Source organism: Pedobacter gandavensis, assembly GCF_014172405.1.
GTDB lineage: Bacteria > Bacteroidota > Bacteroidia > Sphingobacteriales > Sphingobacteriaceae > Pedobacter > Pedobacter gandavensis.
Genome location: NZ_WNXC01000006.1, coordinates 249735 through 268207, shown reverse-complemented (window position 1 = coordinate 268207; position 18473 = coordinate 249735). Strand labels below are relative to the sequence as shown.

Genomic DNA, 18473 nt, shown 5'->3' with positions numbered 1-18473 from the left:
AGATTTTAATATAGAAGTTCGTGTAACTAAATGGAAAATATGGAACTCATTAACGAAAGACTTACTAGAGTAGAAGGAAGCCTACTGCTTGTGTTAAATCATGTAGAAGGTACTTACGCAATGCTGGAAGCATTAGGAAGGAGGCTTGAAGAGGGATTTATTAAGATTGAGGCGAGGTTGGATAAAATCGAAGCGAGGTTGGATCAAGTGGAATTGAGGTTAGATAGCATTGAAGCGAGGTTGGATCATGTAGAATTGAGGTTAGATAAAATCGAGAAGAGATTGGATAACGTTGAGCTCAGGTTAGATAGGGTAGAGATAAGGATGGATAAAACAGAAAGATGGCAGGTTAATGTTGAAGGGAAGTTGGTTAAGATGGACATCAGTATAAATGAACTGGACAATTCAGTTCAGATTATACTCGATGCAATCAAGATAATTCAAGATCAACTGATCATTATTCAGGCCGAAATCATTAAAATAGGTGCTGCGACCAGATCTGAACAATACCATATAGATCAAAAGAAGTTTGGTCTGAAAAATTAGAGCCGGATGTGCTTTCTAATATTTTTTATAGTATTATTGAGACTATGAAAACGCTGAATCTCTTTCTTTCCGGTCTGCTCTGTCTTCAGGTAGCTGACCTTTCTGCACAAACCATTTATCCGGATAGTGCTGGATTAGCCCTAAAACAGCTTTCAAAAGAAAAGCAGGCCATTATGCAGCATTTCTCCAATGCAGGTAACAAGACGGAAAGCATAGAGAAAATGCTGAGTTTGGGATTGTGGAAAGAAGCCGCATTGGCAATATCAGCTAATAAGCAACCTTCTACCGCTTATAAATTGCTTTCTGCAGATTACCTGATCTTGAATAATGATTTTAAACAGGCAGAAGTTCTGGTAGATCAGTTGAGAAAGGTAGAACCAAAAAATGAAAAAGCCATACTGTTAAAAGCCTATTTGGAAATCCAAGCCTGGAGGTTACCAGCAGCTGCGGCACTTTGCGAGCAGGCTTTGAAAGGTCAAAGTTTGGGAAATGATGTAGGTTCGGTTAAAAAACAATCGGTTGAAAAGGACCAGTCCATTGAGAAACTCTGGTTAATGCTCGGGAGAACCCGCTTGCTTCAGAAAAACTACGGCGAAGCGTTAGACATCGCTAAAAAAGTGATTGCGCATAACCCAAACAGCGCAGCAGCGTACTTGTTGGAGGCAGATGTTTATTTCTGGAACCAACAACCAGACCTGGCTGAGGCACCACTTAAAAAATCACTTCGCTTAGATCCCTATAATGCTGATGCTCGATTTAGCTATGGTTATGCCATCTGGCGAAGAGTAGATGCGACACAACTCAATGCCATGGCAGCACAATGGGAGTTGGCACTAGCGATCAATCCCCTTCATTTTCAAACCAATTGGCATTGGGGAAATGGGCATACCAACCTGACTTATGCCGATTATGTAGAAAAAGATGATGAGGTCATTAGAACTGCTTTGAAAAAAGCAGATGATGAGGTTAGTCAGCAACAAATTTCTGCTGCCATTGAAACGACGAGGACTATCGAAAAACAATATCCGGCTTCTGTTCTTCCTGGAATGCACCGTGCCTCCATTTATTACATTGCTTTCGATATGGATCGTAAAACAAGGCTGGATTCTGCAGAAAATATCTTTAGAAATATCTTGCTTAGGAAAAAGCACTACGGTCCGGCACACAATGGTTTATCTGCGGTAATTAAATCTAAAAGAATTCCTTATTTAGCCGTGTACGACTCGATTTCTAATACCTTGAATACCACCAAGATTAGCGATATGGCTAATTTTCAAAAGGTATTCCCTGACGTCAACTATTACCCGGGCGAAACGGTGAAAGCGATGGCCTGGAATCAATTGTTTACCGCAGTGGTCTATTTTCCCTTCCTTTCTAAACAAGGAGAGTCATTTCGAATTCCACCTTTGCATAAAGACCTGGCAGTAACGATGAACGCGCCATATTTCCGCTACATGACTACTTTCGACAATAGGCAATGGATGGATATCCGTGGGGTAGGGAGTGGTGCTGCAGCGATAGAATATGTAGAACGTGGTGCCTTCTTAGAAAGAAACGTCATCCTTCATGAATACGTTCACCTTTTCCACGGGCGGGTGTTAACCGATGCGGAAAACCGTAAAATCAGGGCTTTGTATTATCAGGCCATGAAAGAGAAAAGAACATTGGATTATTATTCTCAGAACAATGAAAGCGAGTATTTTGCGCAGACTTATCCAGCTTATTTTGAACCGGTAAAAGTGCATCCTTTGGATTTTAAATCCATGAATACGACTTCAGATTTGAAAACAAAAGATCCAGACATGTATGAGTTCCTGGATCAGTTGGTGAAAAAGGAAAAGGCTTACCTTGCTGGTGACCAGCAGGTAATGGCTAGCAACTGGGCTGAAGTTTACCTGAATATGAGTAAGGATAGCAGAAGGAATAACCTGAGACTGACCACAAGCTATTTGGATACGGCCTTGGTTTATGACCCTTTATATCTGCCTGCTTATCTTTATGCTGCGCAATTGAAAACCGAAAAGAAAGATTTTAAGGGGGCAGAAGCCTGGATTAAAAAGGCGGAAGCAGTAAATGCTAAGTATGCGCCAATTTATACGGCTTATGCCAATTTATATGCTGCCAGGTTTGCTGCGGCTGAAATTGACCAGCAAACCGCAGTTCAGCAGCAAGCGTTTTACCTGAATAAAGCCTTCCGTCTGGAAGATGATTATCAGGAGCTTGCGGCGATCAACTTATCATTGGCAGAGATGTATAAGAAAAACGGTATGATTGCAGAGGCTATTTCCACTGCTGCTGAATACGGGAAAACAGGTGCAACGGTATCTACCTACCTGAGAGATCGGAGGGATGATGCAGTTGCTTATGCCGCTGTTCTGAGATCCGGATTGGGTTATGCAGCTGAGCCTGTGGCTATCCTTAAAGGATTGGTGGAACAGAAACCACAGAATTTTGAATATAGAAACAAGTATGCCGACGCATTGGCGATGAACCAGCAATACGAAACCGCGATTTTCACTTTGAAAGAAGCTCAAGCTATTTTGGTTGCATCCGGCAATGCAAGAACAGATTATAACCTTAGGATAGCGGATTTTTATGCAGAAAAAGGGGATAGAGAGAAGGCAGAGGAATATCTTGAGCCATTCCTAAAAGGTACACAAGTGGTAAGAAATACAGATCTGCTGAGGTATAGTTTGTTATTGATCAAGATGGGACATGGAGCACAGGCTGCAGCGGTGTTTAAAACTGCATACAGCAATGGGAATCCCTTTTATATGGCCGATTATCATTTTACCCATGGCAAGCTTTTGTCAGCCACAGGTAAGGATAAGACAGCAGTGATCAGTTTGTATGAAAAAGCCATTGCGGCAAACCCATACCTGTTTCCAGCCTATGCGGAGTTGATCAATAGTTATCAGGCAGCCGGACAAAAGGAAAAACTGAAAACACTCAAAGGATCATTGGCTAAATTAAAAATCGTACCTGGTCCGGATTTTAAGCAGGTACTGAGCAATGTTGCTCCTTAATAAATCTGGGATGATCCGAACCTTTTATCTTCTTCTTTTGCTAATTCCTTTTTGTTTAAAAGCTCAACGGGGGAATACGAAACCCGAGCTGGTAACAGCTAAAAAGCTTTACCAACAAGCGCAGCAAGAATTTGTCTCCTTTGAAAAACAGCATGGTGGTTTTATACACACTAAAAATGTGAAACTGCATTACCTAACCTGGGGGAAACCTTCGGGTATACCCTTAATCTGGTCTCACGGGAGTTTTACGAATGGTTATGAACTGATAAAAGTAGCAGATGATCTGGTAACAGCGGGTTATTACCTGATTGCGATCGACTATTATGGACATGGCCAAACCGATATTCCTAGTCATCCTGTTTCTTTATACCATGTTGCTGATGACATTAAGACGCTGATGGATCAGCTTAAAATTAAAAAGGCAGTAATTGGTGGTTGGTCCAGGGGAGGGGCGGTCAGTACCGCATTTTATGATGCATATCCAGAACGGGTCCTGGGTTTGATTTTGGAAGATGGTGGATCTGTGGCTACAAATACGCATTACCATAAAATGGAGGCTTCCCAATTGGCGAACACGATCAATGCTATTGTAGCGCATCCACCAAAAGATACGGTCTATACCAGTGTTTTTGATGCTTACTATGATATTTATGATCCTGAAGAAGCTGGGACACAGTTTTCATCATTGGCCTGGATTAAAAAAGTTGGCGAACGAGAATGGGCAATTTGTCCGGGGGTAATGGAATTGTTCCAAATGAATATTGCTCAACAATGGTCTGATCTTATTTTGAGACCCTCAAAAGTTGGGCTTTTTGGTGCATCTTTTTCCCTATTGGCACCTCAAATCATCTTTAGAAATTTGGATGTTCCCATGTTGATCCTGGACCCGGTAAGTAAGGATGATTTTATGCCTTTCGAAAAAGAAAACGCTGCACTACAAGCAGCACATCCAGAATTTATCGTTCATAAAATCTATGAAAATACAGGTCATAATATTCATTATGAACAACCAAGGCGATTTGTTCAGGATCTAAGCGATTTTCTGAAAAGGGTTAAGGCTTCTCGTTAAATAATTGTAATTTGTGGTATATCTTTTTCATAAACCAGAATGAATTATAGGTCTTTACGTCTCTTGTTGACTTTTTACTCCAGCTTTTTCGCGGCCACATTCGTGACTTCCATCGCTTGTGCTGCCATGTTTGGTTATCTTGGCTTACCCGCGCTGACGATTATCATCTGGTTTAAGATCGCTACCCTCGGTATCGTCGCCTATTACATCAGCAAATACAAACAGAAAGAATTTTTATACTATCAGAATTTGGGCATTTCAAAGCGCTTTTTATGGTCGGGAACCATGTTTCTGGAGTTTGTTATGTTTATGCTACTCTTCATTTTATCAGGAAAATATAGCGGTATAAGTATAGACTTTTTTAATCTTTTCAACTAAGAATATGGTACATCAATTAGAAGTAGATAGTGTACAATTACAGTTTGGGAAGAGAGAAATCTTATCAGATGTCTACCTGAAATGTGAAACAGGCAGGATTACAGGTTTATTAGGTCGGAATGGTACGGGAAAGTCGAGTTTGATGAACATCATTTTCGGAAGCCTGGTACCCGAGAATAAATCAGTTCGTTTTGACGGACAATCGGTACCTAAAGCTTATAAACACCACGAATTACTGTCTTATCTTCCTCAATATAATTTCATTCCTGCCCATTTAACTTTAAGCCGGGTGTTCTCAGACTTTAACCTGGAATTTGGCCCATTTGAAAAGTACTTTCCGGAGTTCAGCCAAAAACATGTCAGCAAAATCATACAGCTGTCCGGCGGACAAAGGCGCTTGGTAGAGACCTATGTGTTGATCAAATCTAAGTCGGAGTTTGTGATGTTGGATGAGCCATTTTCTCATTTGAGTCCATTGATGATTGCTTCGGTAAAGGAATTGATCAAGGAAGAGCAACCTAATAAAGGTTTTTTAATCACGGATCACATGTACCGGGAGGTGGTAGATCTTGCAAATGACCTCTATGTTTTAGCAGAGGAACAGGTGTATTTAGTCAATGGAATCGAAGATTTAGAACGCTTAGGTTATGCGAGGTTAAATCAAATAGATAAGTCTTGATCAATTGATAAAATCCCATCAGTTTAAAGTATGGATGCTCGTTGGTGAACCTCATTACTTAAGGTTTGTAGGTTCCGAATGGCATCTCCAGCCGTGTTGTTAAAATAAACAAATACCGTTTTTCCTTCATTTATCCATTCCTGGATATAGCTCGCATACTCCGTTAAGAAATCTGCTTCATAACTTCCTTTGTAGTCTCCATTTGGACCATGAAAGCGTAGGTAGATAAAATTTGCTTCCTGTGTAATCATTGGAGTTATAGCCCTAGGTTTATCATGGATTACAAGACCAGCTTTAAATTCGTTCATCAAGTGGTAAGTGCTTTCCTGATACCAGGCAGCATCGCGGAATTCCAATGCTAAATTCCAGTCATGCGTTGGATCAGCTTCCCGAATTGTATTTAATAACAAGGTCAATTGAGGGAAATAACGCGTTCCCATGCTCGGGGGAAACTGAACCAGTAAACAACCTTTTTTAGTACCCACCTGATTGATGGTTTCTATAAAATGCTGTACTTGTTCCGGATCAAATGAAAAGCCTTTGATATGGGTGATTTCTCGCCAAAGCTTAAATGTAAATTTGAAATCTTCCGGAACACTTTCTGCCCATTTTTTTACGGTTGCCTGCATGGGAATTTTATAAAAGGAACTGTTGATCTCTATGCTGTTGAATAAAGAACCATAATAATTGAGCCTGCTTTTATCACGGAATTCGCTCGGGTAATACTGCTTATTAGGAACCGGAAGTATCAAACCACTGGTTCCGGAATAAAAGGCTTTTTCCATATCTAGTATAACAAAAGCAGCCCTCCTTGGTTTTTTAACCAGGATCCTATTTTCTTAGGCAAGTCATGCTGTGAATTATAAATAAAATCGGATTTTTGACAACATGATCATAAGAAAGAATGAACATTGGTTTAAAATGCTGTTTATATGGAAAGGATCTGTTTTACCACAGTTACTTCCCAGGTTATTGCTCCTGTTTCTAATTTCTGTTTGCATTGTCTATCTTAAGGGGAAACTCTTCGATTTTAAGATTCCTTTAAATCCCGCACCATTTACTTTATTTGGGATTGCCTTGGCTTTGTTTTTAGGTTTTCGGAACAATGCCAGTTATGATCGTTTCTGGGAGGCCAGAAAGATATGGGGTGCTTTATTGAATGATACCCGATCGCTAGCCAGACAGGCCCTTACCATGAGTGGTTACCCTCCGGAAGGCAAGGAAGTAGATACCTTTATCCATTACCTGATTGCCTTTACTTATGCGCTAAAACACCAGTTAAGGGGTACTGATGCCAGTAAGGATCTGGATAAAAGATTGAGCCCTGAACTCAGTGAACGACTAAAACCAGCCATTTATAAGCCCATTCTGCTCTTAAAGGAAATGGGATTCTGGGTACAGAAAGCAAAAGCAGATGGGAAAATAGATTCCATCATTCAAGCCTCATTTGATCAGAACCTGGATAAGTTGTCAGACATTGTAGGAGGCTGTGAAAGAATTGCTTCTACACCCATTCCTTACACTTACCGCATCTTATTACACCGTACCGTTTATATCTATTGCTTTTTACTGCCTTTTGGCTTTGTGGATAGCCTCAGCTGGTTAACGCCATTTATCGTGATCTTTATCGCTTACACTTTTGTGGCTTTGGAAGCGATTGCCGATGAAATAGAAGAGCCTTTTGGAACAGAACCAAACGACCTGGCTTTAAATGCAATGACCACCATGATTGAAACCACCTTATTGGAAATGGGAGGGAAGCCGCTTCCTGTGGCGACTCAAAATCCAGAAGGTATTTTGAACTAAGCAGCAATCTAGTCTTCCGAAGGTTGAATGATGATGAATTTCATAAATTTAAACTCCTTTCTGATGGTTTCCTTAATCCGACTAATGGTATCTGTAATGTCTTCGGTATCGATGTCCGGTTTAAAAACCGCGATGATCACCAGTAAAACTTCTTCCGGAGCCTGGTAGGTAGAAATGATGTTGGAAATTCTAATTACAGAAGGATCTTTTTCTACCAGTAATTTGATCTTTTCTTTGGTTTCAGGCGAAAGGCCTTCTCCCATGAGCAGGCTTCTGCTTTCTCTGGCTAAAATCGCTGAGACAAAAACCAGCAATAAACCCACCAATACGGAGGCCAGACCATCCATATAATCCAGGCCGAAGTTATGGCCAATCAGCATAAAAATGAATACGATAAATAGGCCGAGCACTGCGGCGCCATCTTCAAAAAGGACCAGGAAGCTGGAGGGGTCTTTACTTTTTACAATGGCTTTCCACCAGGTATGTCCTTTTCGCTGCTTGTCAAATTCCTTAATGGCAATGCGGAGTGACCAGCCTTCGAAGAGCATACATAAAACCAATACCGCATAATTGACCAATGGGTTTATTACTGGTTCTGGCTTGATGATGTGTTGGATTCCCTGGTAAATGGAGATCCCGCCGCCCAGTCCGAAGATTAAAATAGCCACGATAAAAGACCAGAAATACAGTTCCTTACCATAGCCAAAAGGTCTCATTTGATCGGGTTCTTTTCTGCTTTTATTCAGTCCGTACAATAGTAATATCTGGTTGATACTGTCTACCATAGAGTGGATCCCTTCTGAAATCATGGAAGAGCTATTGGTGAACGCACCGGCTATAAATTTGGTGATGGCAATGAGTACATTAGCGACCAGGGCACTGTAAATAGATTTATTGTCTTTTATCATAGCGGCGTTGTAGGGGAGTAACAAAAAAACTTTTTAATAGTTTACCTTTAAAGCGATTTAATTGTGCCATAGCTTTGAGGATAGCCAGGGTTTCAAGATGACTATACGTTGAAATTGAATTAAGATTATGAAATGGAATAGATACTTGTTGTTGATTTTGATCGCTTTCCCAGTCCTGGGTTTTAGTCAGGATAGTTTCAAAGGAGGATCAAAAGAGAAGTTTGAAGAATCAAAGCAAAAGATATCGGCTGGACTGGATGCGGCTGAAAAGGAAAAACTAGAGGTTGCCTTAAGGGTCCTTGCTTTGGCTGCCATATATGATAAAGATCATCAACCGGCATTAAAAAAGCAGAGCTTTGATGAGCTGGTGTGGAAGCGCCTGAATGGGAAAACCTTAGCGGAGACTTACGAGTTGGCCAACCAATATATTAAAGCGGATCATCAGCGGAAAATAGAAAAGCTGGAAAAGGAGATGTCAGTTTTGGAAGTTAAAAAACGGAAATCGGATGCTTTAAAAGCGAAGTTGAGCGTGTTAAAAGCAAAACCATTGCGCGTAGACTCCATAAATGGACAGTTCGTTATCTTCTGTGCTTTTACCAATGAAAGTGATCAGGTACTGAATACTTATGAAACCGTGATTGGTTATGGTTCTACGGAAGACCTCAATGATGGTTGGAGTTGCATCAAAGCCCCGGTAGATTCGGCTGTTTTTGCCCCTAAAGAAACGAAAGTGCTGAGTTGTAGTTTCTCTTTTGCTTCGGTCAAAGAAAACTCTAATGTCATCAAATGGAAGGAAATCAAATATCCGCTCACTGATTTTAGCGCTTATAAACTGGCGATGGATTGTTATACCAGTATGTTGGTTTTAAATGGGGTAAAGTACGAATTGAAAAATGAAGAACGCCTGAGTCAGCAAGAGGAGCAGGACTTGTCAAAATACAGCGCCAACCTGGATGGATTGAAAGCTAACATCCCGGTATTGGAAGATCTGATTGTAAAAAAGCCTTAAACCAGAAAGACCAGTATCAAATATCCATAAAGGAAGTTTTGGTACTGGTCTTTCGAGACCCGAAGGTCATATATCTTGGATAAAGAGTTATGCTTCGATAACTGCTTTTCTAGCTGTCATTTTCAAGTTCTTGAATTGGTATTCAGAAGTGATGTGTTTCTTTTCGCTAACCTGAGTAAATTCGAATTGGTTTTCTTCGGTTACCGCAAGGTAAGCTTCTTTAGCTTTTAGGAAGGAACATCTGTAAAGTTCGCCACCGTTTTGTAGTTTACCACTTTTTTCACTTTGGTAAGCTGCTTTGTATTCTGCAAGTTTATCCGTGATCAAACGTTCAACTCTTCCAAGTGTTGGTGTTTTTGCGCTGAAAAGTAATTCCCAGTCGTCATAACCGCCATCTCTTGCAGTAGATAAATTTAAGGTAAGTGTCTTACTTTTTCCTTCGTTTGTTGAACCGATTTTAATTAATCCTCCTCTTTTGGACCCTGAGAAGTAAATGTAACCTGGTTTAAGTTCCCTTAAAGCAGCAGCAATTTTAGTCGTATCGCATTGTGGACAAAAACCTCCAATCGTTCTTAACGTATGGGTGTCATTCTCCGTGCATGGCGCGGTGTTGCAAGCAATCACCTTGTCAGCTTCAGTCATACTTTTCTGCAAATTTTCTGATATGTCCTCTCCTTGGGCATCGAATATTAATTCGGATGAGATTTTGTGCTTTTTTAAAAAAGTTTCCTGTTCCTTTGTTATTAGGTGCTTCATTGTCATTTCCAAAATTAGTCATATTAATTGGCTTTAAACTGATTTAGCGCAATCAGGACGTAATTGTCCAATTAATATTTAATTAATATTTTGATTATCTTTCCATAATACCTCAAATAATTAGAGGTTAACGCTATTAATCATAGCGCAAAGTATTCCTGGAGAAAAATTGACTTAAACAGTGAAAATGTCAATTCTGACCTGCATTTTAACGGGGATCTTAACCTAAGAATAGCAATATCCGTTCCACATTTCGATTTTTTGTACCAATGTTTTAGAAATGTGACGTCTTTTTTGAAAGAATTTTAAGATTGGTTTAGAAGCCTAACCAGATGAAGGATTTAAGCGCGATTTTGCTTTGTATTTTTTATATAGAATAAGCGGGTAATCCCCCCTGAATACTGTAAATTGCACTAAACGTTTAGCATATTTTGTAAAAATAACCAGAAAGATTATGGCTATTAACCTAAGAAAAGGACAGCGGGAGAACATCAATGCTCCAAAATTTACAGTAGGATTGGGATGGGATACGAACAGTTCCACGGGAAGTGATTTTGATTTAGACGCTTCGGTGTTTATGCTTGGCGAGAACAAGCGTTTGGTAACAGATGATCACTTTGTTTTTTATAATAACCTGCATTCTCCGGACGGCGCCATTGAGCATACCGGTGATAACTTAACCGGAGAAGGCGATGGGGATGATGAAAGCATCAAAGTAGACCTTTCGAAAGTAGATTCGAGGGTTTCGGAGCTTTGTATTGTAGTGACCATTCATGAGGCGGCAAACCGTCGTCAGAACTTTGGTCAGGTGAGGAACTCTTTTGTGCGCATCGTGGATCAAAACGGAGTGGAACTAATGAAGTATGAGCTCGAAGAAGACTTTTCTATTGAAACTGCAGTGGAGTTCGGAAGAATTTACCGTAGAAATGGAGAGTGGAAATTTGAAGCAGTAGGCGCTGGTATGAATGGTGGCTTACAGGACTACCTGAATAAATATCAATAGTATAAAAAACTGGTTGTCTGTTCGATAAGCTGACAGACAACCGGTTTTCTTTTTTATACTTTGAGTCCGCCGAACATACTGAAGAGGATGATGAGCAGTACGATCAAAGTGATGACGATGTAAAGTCGGTCTTTTTCCTGGATAAAAGAGATCAATGAAAACACAATTCGGAGGATTGGGGTCGCAATCAAAATCACAACGCCCAGTTGAATAATCTCCTTGGCACTTCCATTTTTTAATCCTTCAATAATTCCCGTCAGACTGGTGTATCCGGCAGGTTCTCCATGGAATTCTGTATAATGAGGTGTTCCTTGTCCGTTTTGGAATAAGTACCAGACTCCACCTATAATGGCGACAATCCCAGCCGTAAGCACCCCGTATCTTAAAACCTGACCAATCAATTGTTCCATGTCATAGTCGGTCACTTTTTTAATCTTTCCCATTTGATTAGAATTTATGGTTGATGCCGTTGTAAATCATGTTTATTGCAATCAGGGTGATGGCGATGGAGAAAATCAGTTTCAACGATTTTACATTGATGCGCATCAGGAGTTTTGAACCGGTAAAGGCTCCGGCAAGCACACCGATGATCACCGGAAAAGCAATTCCTGGATCAATGTAGCCTCTTTGTAAGTAGACCACCGCACTTGCTGCCGCAGTAACGCCCACCATAAAATTACTGGTGGTGGTGCTCACTCTAAAAGGTACACGCATGGCGGTATCCATGGCCAGGACTTTTAAGGCGCCAGAACCAATGCCCAATAATCCGGAGAGTACGCCTGCAACGGTCATGAGGGAAAAGCCTCCACCAACATTCTTTAATTTATATTCTACGATACCGTCTTTGGTTGGGTAGTTGCCGTTTAATTTTAAAGCGTAAGAAAGTTTGCTGCCTTCCTGTAAAGCATCTTCATGTTTTTTTCTTAAGGTCATTGCTGCGGAAAAGATTAGCATCACGCCAAAGAGAATGGCTACCAGGTTTACTGGGGTATAGATGGCGAGGATGGCACCCATTACTGCACCCGCTGTGGTGGCAATTTCTAGGAACATTCCCAATCGTACGTTGGTGATTCCTTCTTTTACGTAGGCACTTGCAGAACCGGAAGAAGTGGCAATGGAGGCTACTAATGCGGCGCCAATGGCATATCGAATGTCTACGTGAAAGCCTAAAGTAAGGAGTGGAATGATGACCACGCCGCCGCCTAGTCCGGTTAAGGAGCCTGCGAGACCGGCCAGGTAGGCCCCCAATAATAGAATGAGGGTAAAGAGTAAAATATTCATATTGTTAATAGTTGTTTGCTAAGATGTTGATGGTGAGTTGTTCGGCTTCGTTTGGGTCTTGTTTTTTGATGGCTTCGAATAAAGCTTCATGTAAATGCTGACTGTTACTAAAGTGTTTGATGTCTGCCGCGTCTCTGAGTTCGAAGAAATTGCGCATGACTGAACTGAAATTTTCATAGAGGTCGGACAGGACTTGATTGCCCGAAGCTTTCGCAATGCTGATGTGGAAGGCGATGTCTGCTTCTGCACATTTTTTCTGCTGCTGTTCTTCTATTGCTTTTTTCCTTTGCTGGAGGAGGTTCTCCATGGTGGTCAGATCTGTTTCGCTGCGGTGTTTGCTGGCGAGTTTGACGATTTCTTTTTCCAGTAGCGCACGGACGGTGTTGATCTCTTCAAAATCTGCTCTTTTTAAGCGTTGTGAAAGGGTTTCATCTTTGATTTTGGAGACTACAAAAGTTCCTGATCCTTGTTGCACTTTTAAGATGCCGGAAATGGCGAGTGTTTTGATTGCTTCGCGGATGGTAGAACGGCCAACAGCGTAATGTCCCATCAATTCTGGCTCTGCAGGGATCTTTTCGCCTTTTTTTAATTTGCCAGAGGCGATGTCTTTCTTGATCTCAATAATGACCTTGTCGGACAGTTTTATCGTTTTCTTCATGTTTAAACGTCTGATGTTTCAAAGGTAAGTCTGGATTTAAACATCAGATGTTTTAATTTGTTTTATGACGGAAAATAGACGCAATAGAAGGTTATGGGCTGGCTAGATTTTAATGTTTTGCAACATTTAAAAAGACAAGCGGAATAGTTTTTCCTGAGAATTTAGCTTAGAACTTGGTGTTTTGATCAGGAAGGAGGGGCGTAAAAGGTGTAATTATAAAGAGGTGTTGTAGAATTGAATTGAGTGCTGCTCCACTGGAAAGATTTATGCTGCTGGGTTGGTTTTTTGGGAGTTGGGGCCTGTGTTTTTACTGTTGCAGTTATTGCTACCGCGGTTTTTGGTTTTTCTTGAACAACAGCTGGTTTTTTCAGTTTTTCTGGCGCGGCTTTTTGTTGGTTTTCTATATCATTATGGTTTAAAGAACCTGCATGTACACTGTCTGAAATCTCGGTTGCTTCTTCATCTATAAAGGAAATATAGGCCTCCATGCGGCTTCCTGTAAGGTTTGGGTCGATTGCTACGACCTCCTGGCCTACATGTCTTCTAGATCCGCTCAATATATAAGTAGATACGCCTGCATCTGGAAAGTAGATCAATAACATGGCACGGTCGTTTCTGTTTCTCCAAGGTAGATCTGCTGGCACTTCCCATTTAAATTCTATACCCTCTGGATGCTTAGAAATTGTGGTTGTACCTGCTTTTAACAGACTTCCCATGCTAACCATGGCTTTAGTATAATCCATGATGATGTTTGGATATTCCCCTTGTACTGCATGTTTTTTATTATAAGAAACGGCTGCATTGTAAAAATTTTTATCCGTTCCGGCAGTGATTAACCTAAAACCGACCCTGATAAAGGTCATTATTGGCCGTAGAAAGGTGTTTATGACCGTCATTTCTTCGCAATTTGCTTTCCTTGCCGGGGTTAAGGGCTTGGTGCTATGGCCAATTGTTCTGATCACTGACTTGCCGTTTAGCGTGTAACCGACCAGATTGCCTACCCGGCCGTTAAATCCTCCAAATAATCCGTTGTTTAAGCTGCCCATGGTTGTGGTTTTAGGTTGATTTACAATAACTTGTAAGTGTAATGTACGGAATTCTTTTGAGATAAGTTCGAAATGAAAATTTATTAAATTAATAGTACAAAGGATTTTAAATAGGCTTTGTTAGGTCAATTTGACGTAATAAGGACCTATCAACCACTTATTGATGATTAAGGAAAGACCTGAAGAATTAAATCACATATTACGCCTATCCTGAAAGGAAGCGGAGGAAAAGAACAATTATAACCTGTATTATTCAACAGAGGGATCTAAGAATCAGCAGGTATCCCAAGTTCATAGTTGTATAAATGATTTGTTTAGGAATTTTACCATTAATTAAATGATGTACAATCTGAAAAATTGCATAACCAGAATTTTCTATTTGTTATTAATTTGTATCTTTTTTATATTAACTCATTTGTATATAGTTGGTTTTGGATTTTGTATCGGAGAATGGAGTATAAAAATTCGGTGAAATCTTAAATTCTAATTAAAATTTCACCTCTTCCTTCTAACACTTCATCAATCTAGTGGAGCATTTATTTTGTTTTCTTACTTGTTTAGGCAACCCAATCCTGTATTTCAAACTTTTCACGACGTGGTTCTAGCCATTCCTTGGCTTTTTCATCAATTCGATTTGGAATCTTCTCTAGTTCTTTGAATCTGGGGTGTCCGCTTTCACGATGTTTGAACCTTTTAATATAATCAAATGTCAGTTTCAGTCGCACCGATTCTGTTTTAGATAATTCTGCCACTTCATCAGCCAATTTATCCATTACCTCTGGAGGTAATGATGGTTTATCTTTAAATTCCAGTAGAACGGGGAGTATTTTCCCATCTAAAGGGCAGTGTATAAAAACCAGGTCGAAGAAATCCTTATTGAAGAATTTAAACAGATCCATAGGTTCATATTTCTGAATGGCTTCGATCGCCAGGGCGACTTTAGTTGCTAGTTTAGATTGTTGGTCTCCAGGATGTGAAGCGATTAGAATCTCCCAAAGTGCAGTGCAAGAAGGAATTGAAGGGTTAGAGTTTGCCGTTTCTAAAATAAGCTGATCACTCAGTCTACTTATCAGGTTATCCTTGCTACACATCTCTTTCCATATATCCTGATAATCGTCTTTCCACTCTATGGCTGGGCCGTTAATTACGTGCAGAATGAATTCTTTCAAGCATAACTCGAAACCGGGATTATGCCCATTGACGAGGATATACTTTACAATTTCATGCCATTTCAGGTTTCTGGAATAGGAAATACCTAGTTCGCTTATGAGGTTAGACTGACCAGTGTAGACTTCCAGCGCATCCTTGAGTGTTTCCGGCCCAATGATCTTGATTATCTCTTCCGAACTTAGGGTAAACAGGTCCGCCTTACCATATATGAGCTGTAGTATTTCTGTAGGTGGGTCCGTCCTTGTTATTGCTGTTGCAATGACCCAGCGTTTATCTTTCCTGTCGGTACTACATAAGTCTAAGATAATCTGTTGTTCTTGTTCCCCTAGCTCAGGCCAGCTATTGATTGCCCAAGACATGGAATAGAGTAACAAACTGCTTTTTGGATACTGGAATATCTTTTGAAATAGTGGTAAACGTGCTTCAGGATCACTTGATATTTCTAGAAGGTAAGAAATGACACCTAGTTCATAAGTGTCAGGCATTAATCCATTGGAAATCCTAGCATCAACCCACCGAAAAAATGATTCAGCAACCTTTAGACCTGAAGTAGTATTTTTCAAGTATTCGATAGACGCATCCATGGTTTGGCCAAATTTTCCTGAATTATAAATGCTTACTGAGATAGGCATGTTTTCAAGAAAGACTGGAAACAACATTCCCCATAGATTCCACATTGGCATTTTGTCAGATTCTTTAATCAGATCCCATTCAATATGATCCTGTCCATAGTCAATTCCAAAACAACTCAGAAGTGTTCTGATCCTAGCGATGACAAAACCATTCGCAAGTGCTTTTTGAAGTTTTGGGAGTATGTCCTTTCGCTCCAACTTACTGTAGTTAGGATAACCGATAATAGCGCCCCTTATTGCCTCGACTACGACCCATGGATTGGTATCGTTGAAGATCCGATCTAAGATCTTTTGATCTACAGATGGCATCCTATTGAGGATGATATACGCCATTTTTGACCTAATGAATGTTTCCTCCGCATTCAGGATGTGATTAATACCTTGCTCATCAGGGAAGTTGGATAAATCAAAGTCGGGAGTGGAGAGCAAATTGACCATCGACCATAGTTTTAGCGCTGAAATTTCATTTGCGGGACTGAATTCGGAAATGGCTTTCATAACAGTTTTTTCATCAATTTCGTCTTCGTCGAATAAGTCACGATCAAAATTGCTATAGAAGGGCTGGTCGTCTTCCCAAAAAATATCCGAGGCTGACATGTCCGTATCAATAAGCCGGAAAGCTCCATCCTGCATTTGCTCATTCATGTCGGATAGGAATTCCAATAGAAATTTAAGTAGCCAATCACGGACTGAGGGGAATATGGAATGATTTGCCAGTTCATAGATCATCTCCAGGATGCCCGTTTTCAGACCTGCTTGGTTTACGCCTTTATAAATGAATGAGAGATTTCGCGCAAGATAAGCGGAATTCCGGGTGTTCAGGCAACTCAGTGCGCGTCTTATTTTTTCGAGGACTATTTCGACTTCAAAAACCGTTGTTTCTAGCAACAAGTATTTTGCTGCATCCTGATACGTCGGATGTTTGAAATAGATTTGACCTTGGGTGATCTCTAGATAGCCACGTTTTTCAAAAAACATTATCTCCATTTGGTCTCCCATATTCAATGCATAAAGTTCGTCATATACCGGAAAACTGACCTCGGTTGCGCGTTTTGAGGAATATGACTTATAGATATCGTTTTCTAAAAAACCAGGGAAAGAATCGCTGTCAGAGAGTATATAGGCGAGGTCATCCATTTTTACGCCTTGAGTCGTACTTGCGACAAGTCCTAAGACTGTGTAGAGACGAGAAGATAAAAGACTTCGGTTTTTGATTTCCAGTGACAATTGACGTGCATCTGCTTTTGCCATGTGTATAAGCTCTAGCAGTGATTTTCCACTAAGCATTTCTGGAGGAAGCCTGGAAAGGTGAGCCATTTGCCCGACCTGGAGTAGATTACTTTCCGTGTCTTCTTTTAGATGAGTTTCGATCTGTATTTTGCAGTCATGAGGAAGGTAGACTGCCATTATTGTCCAGGTATTAATAAGGAAATCTCTGTCTCTGATTGTCAACTCAGTCCATGAATGGCCATCCATTGAACAGTTCAGTATACTGCTTGCCTGATTTGCGCTCAACAAGACCTCTGATCTGGACGTCACAATAAGTTTATTTCCCGGGACGAGATTCCTAATCAGCTCCTCAACTTTACGTAGGTTGCGCTGGTTTTCAGATTCAATGTTATGGCCAAAAGGATCTTCCAGTAAGTAGATATGTTTGCCGTTCTGTTTTCTTAAAAAACGGTCTGCTTCTGATACTTCAGTACCGCTGGCATATCGGTATCCCTCCAGAACCAATTCCTCTGCAATTTTTTTTGCAAGTTGAGATTTTCCGCAGAAAGATACTCCACTCAGCAACAGCACATGTTTATTCTTTAAGATTTTATTCAGCGCATTTTCTTCGGGTGAGACTACATAGTCTACGGTAATAACAGGGTGCTCTGATGCAGCATGGGTATTGCTCAGATCACTAATCTTTGAATCGATAGATGAAATATCTCGTTGAACTTCACTTAATTGTGTGCTGAGCAAGTTTACCGAATTGGATATTTCAAAAATTTCAGCCTGGTAGTTCTCTTCAATGAACATTTTTTTTAACTTGGAATTCGACTTTACTTTTTGGTAGAAGCACTCGAAAAACAGTTTGACCTCATTATATTGGGGCGACTGGACATTGGGGTTTTGAGCAAGTAAATCAATAACTCGCTGTAAGGCTATATCTTTGAATATGACATGGTCCATTAATGCCTGGAAAACCTCAGGGGAATGGTAAAAGGGTATTTTACCAGAATGCTTGTTCTGGTCAATTCTTTCAAAATCGTCTAGAACTTCCATAATCAAATCTCTGAGGATGTTGATGTATTTACCTTTGGGAAAGATTAACTGTTTAAGGCTACCATAGCCTTCGTCCTTAATGTACTGGTCCAAGCATTTTGTAGCCACATAGAGGACTGCGACAGATATCGTGATCATTATTGTATTAGATTTAATATTTGGTTAATCCAACTGTGGAAACGAAGATATCAATCTACTTTCGTTAAAAGAATTAATTATCTGATTTCGGTGATAT

At 40.3% G+C, this 18473-nt stretch carries 16 protein-coding genes; 8 read left to right on the top strand and 8 right to left on the bottom strand.

What is annotated here, in order from left to right:
• The first annotated feature begins 39 nt into the window (after positions 1-39).
• The 5 genes from GM920_RS16925 to GM920_RS16905 are packed head-to-tail and all read left to right on the top strand — an operon-like array spanning position 40 to position 5698.
• The gene (locus GM920_RS16925; protein WP_182959659.1) at positions 40-546 is read left to right on the top strand and encodes a hypothetical protein; all 507 of its coding nucleotides are present in this window, start codon (positions 40-42) and stop codon (positions 544-546) included.
• 44 nt (positions 547-590) lie between these two features.
• The gene (locus GM920_RS16920; protein WP_182959657.1) at positions 591-3572 is read left to right on the top strand and encodes a tetratricopeptide repeat protein; all 2982 of its coding nucleotides are present in this window, start codon (positions 591-593) and stop codon (positions 3570-3572) included.
• Positions 3573-3582: 10 nt separating this feature from the next.
• Entirely contained in the window at positions 3583-4641 is a 1059-nt protein-coding gene (locus GM920_RS16915) for an alpha/beta fold hydrolase (RefSeq protein WP_182959655.1), read from the top strand.
• 39 nt (positions 4642-4680) lie between these two features.
• Positions 4681-5019 carry a hypothetical protein gene (locus GM920_RS16910; protein ID WP_182959654.1) on the top strand — a complete coding sequence of 113 codons (339 nt, stop codon included), beginning with the start codon at positions 4681-4683 and terminating at the stop codon, positions 5017-5019.
• 4 nt (positions 5020-5023) lie between these two features.
• A complete protein-coding gene (locus tag GM920_RS16905; RefSeq protein ID WP_182959652.1) occupies positions 5024-5698 on the top strand; it encodes an ATP-binding cassette domain-containing protein in 675 nt (224 codons plus the stop codon).
• A gap of 23 nt (positions 5699-5721) precedes the next feature.
• Here GM920_RS16905 and GM920_RS16900 read toward each other — a convergent pair whose 3' ends face one another.
• Entirely contained in the window at positions 5722-6483 is a 762-nt protein-coding gene (locus GM920_RS16900) for a DUF72 domain-containing protein (protein ID WP_182959651.1), read from the bottom strand.
• Between the two features lie 103 nt (positions 6484-6586).
• On the opposite strand from GM920_RS16900, the gene GM920_RS16895 reads away from it, so the two are divergent.
• Entirely contained in the window at positions 6587-7504 is a 918-nt protein-coding gene (locus GM920_RS16895) for a bestrophin family protein (protein ID WP_182959649.1), read from the top strand.
• A gap of 8 nt (positions 7505-7512) precedes the next feature.
• Here the strand turns inward: GM920_RS16895 and GM920_RS16890 are convergent, their stop codons facing one another.
• A complete protein-coding gene (locus GM920_RS16890) occupies positions 7513-8412 on the bottom strand; it encodes a cation diffusion facilitator family transporter (RefSeq protein ID WP_182959647.1) in 900 nt (299 codons plus the stop codon).
• 127 nt (positions 8413-8539) lie between these two features.
• Here GM920_RS16890 and GM920_RS16885 point away from each other — a divergent pair, with 127 nt between their 5' ends.
• Positions 8540-9421: a hypothetical protein gene (locus GM920_RS16885; RefSeq protein WP_182959645.1), complete on the top strand. Its 882-nt coding sequence runs from the start codon at positions 8540-8542 to the stop codon at positions 9419-9421.
• Between the two features lie 87 nt (positions 9422-9508).
• Here GM920_RS16885 and GM920_RS16880 read toward each other — a convergent pair whose 3' ends face one another.
• A complete protein-coding gene (locus GM920_RS16880; protein WP_182959643.1) occupies positions 9509-10063 on the bottom strand; it encodes a GIY-YIG nuclease family protein in 555 nt (184 codons plus the stop codon).
• A gap of 568 nt (positions 10064-10631) precedes the next feature.
• Between GM920_RS16880 and GM920_RS16875 the strand changes: the two genes are divergently transcribed.
• Positions 10632-11180: a TerD family protein gene (locus GM920_RS16875; RefSeq protein ID WP_182959641.1), complete on the top strand. Its 549-nt coding sequence runs from the start codon at positions 10632-10634 to the stop codon at positions 11178-11180.
• 53 nt (positions 11181-11233) lie between these two features.
• Here the strand turns inward: GM920_RS16875 and GM920_RS16870 are convergent, their stop codons facing one another.
• The 5 genes from GM920_RS16870 to GM920_RS16850 form a co-directional block, all read right to left on the bottom strand.
• Complete coding sequence (locus GM920_RS16870) at positions 11234-11623, bottom strand: DUF1634 domain-containing protein (protein WP_182959639.1); 390 nt, start codon at positions 11621-11623, stop codon at positions 11234-11236.
• A 4-nt stretch (positions 11624-11627) separates the two neighbouring features.
• Positions 11628-12461, bottom strand: coding sequence for a sulfite exporter TauE/SafE family protein (locus GM920_RS16865; protein WP_182959637.1), 834 nt, complete (start codon positions 12459-12461; stop codon positions 11628-11630).
• Between the two features lie 4 nt (positions 12462-12465).
• Positions 12466-13119: a FadR/GntR family transcriptional regulator gene (locus GM920_RS16860; protein WP_182959635.1), complete on the bottom strand. Its 654-nt coding sequence runs from the start codon at positions 13117-13119 to the stop codon at positions 12466-12468.
• Positions 13120-13304: 185 nt separating this feature from the next.
• Complete coding sequence (locus tag GM920_RS16855) at positions 13305-14165, bottom strand: DUF6266 family protein (protein ID WP_182959633.1); 861 nt, start codon at positions 14163-14165, stop codon at positions 13305-13307.
• A 557-nt stretch (positions 14166-14722) separates the two neighbouring features.
• Positions 14723-18376, bottom strand: coding sequence for an nSTAND3 domain-containing NTPase (locus tag GM920_RS16850; RefSeq protein WP_182959631.1), 3654 nt, complete (start codon positions 18374-18376; stop codon positions 14723-14725).
• Positions 18377-18473: the final 97 nt, after the last annotated feature.